This is a genomic window from Gordonia sp. CNJ-863, from assembly GCF_001942325.1.
Classification (GTDB): Bacteria; Actinomycetota; Actinomycetes; order Mycobacteriales; family Mycobacteriaceae; genus Gordonia; species Gordonia alkanivorans.
This window is the reverse complement of the sequence record NZ_MKKG01000082.1, coordinates 1-1,275: the sequence shown is the minus strand read 5'-3', so window position 1 is coordinate 1,275 and position 1,275 is coordinate 1. Positions and strand designations below refer to the sequence as shown.

Annotated in this window: 1 protein-coding gene; it reads right to left on the bottom strand. The window is 67.7% G+C overall.

Annotated features, from left to right (window positions below; genetic code table 11):
- Positions 1–100: 100 nt before the first annotated feature.
- A partial coding sequence (locus tag BJF87_RS23730) for a heavy metal translocating P-type ATPase (RefSeq protein WP_139319588.1) occupies positions 101–1,275 on the bottom strand: 1,175 nt, incomplete at its 5' end.

Genomic DNA, 1,275 nt, shown 5'->3' with positions numbered 1-1,275 from the left:
TGTCCGGTGTGATCGAGCACCGCCTCGTGGTGCTCAACCTGGCCGTGGTGGTGCTGATCGGCGGCCGTGTGACCGGCGTGTTCAGCAGAGGTGTGCTCGTTCATGACGCCACCTTATACCCCTGGGGGGTATGTGTCGAGGGTGTGTGGGAGGTGCGGTTGTCGTCACCGGGTGTGGTGCGTGAGGTGAAGGCACGAAGCCGCAGGCTGTTGCTGACGACGAACACGCTGGAGAAGGCCATCGCGGCGCCGGCGAGCATGGGGTTGAGCAACCCGAGTGCGGCGAGGGGGATGGCGGCGACGTTGTAGGCGAAGGCCCAGAACAGGTTGGTCTTGATCGTCGCCAGCGTCTTGCGGGCCAGGGCGATCGCGTCCGCGGCGGCGTTGAGGTCGCCACGGACCAGGGTGATGTCGGCGGCTTGCATGGCCACGTCGGTGCCGGTGCCCATGGCCAGGCCGAGGTCGGCCGAGGCCAGCGCTGCGGCGTCGTTGACCCCGTCGCCGACCATGGCCACGACTTTGCCGTCGTTCTGCAGTGCGGTGACGGCCTGGACTTTGTCGGCGGGTAGGACTTCGGCGATCACGGTGGAGATGCCGACCTCGCGTGCGACGTGTTCGGCGGCCTTCTGGTTGTCACCGGTGAGTAGGACCGGAGTCAACCCCATGGCCTTCAGTCGGGCGACGGCTGCGGCGCTGGTGGGTTTGATGGCGTCGGCGACGACCAGCACCGCACGGATCTGGCCGTCCCAGGCCACCATCACTGCGGTTTGTCCTGCAGCTTCGGCGGACTCGCGGGCAGCTGTCAGATCGGGATCGTCCAGCGACAGGCCCCAGTCGGTGAGCAGGCTGTCGCGTCCGACGAGGACTGCGTGGCCCTCGACGGTGCCCTGCACTCCCATACCTTCGATGTTGGTGAATTCCTCGACCTCGGCCAGGGCGCCGAGCTCGGCGCGTGCCGCGCCGGCGATGGCAGTGGCGATGGGATGCTCGGAGGCGTCTTCGAGCGCACCGGCGAGGGCGAGTACTTCGCGGTCGGAGGTGCTGGCATCGGTGTGCACGTGCAGCAACGTCATCTGACCGGTCGTGACGGTGCCGGTCTTGTCCAGGACCACGGTGTCGATCGTGCGGGTGGTCTCCAAGACTTCCGGCCCCTTGATGAGGATGCCGAGCTGGGCTCCCCGTCCGGTACCGACCAGCAGGGCGGTCGGAGTGGCCAATCCCAGCGCGCAGGGGCAGGCGATGATCAGCACGGCCACCGCAGCAGTGAACGCTGCCT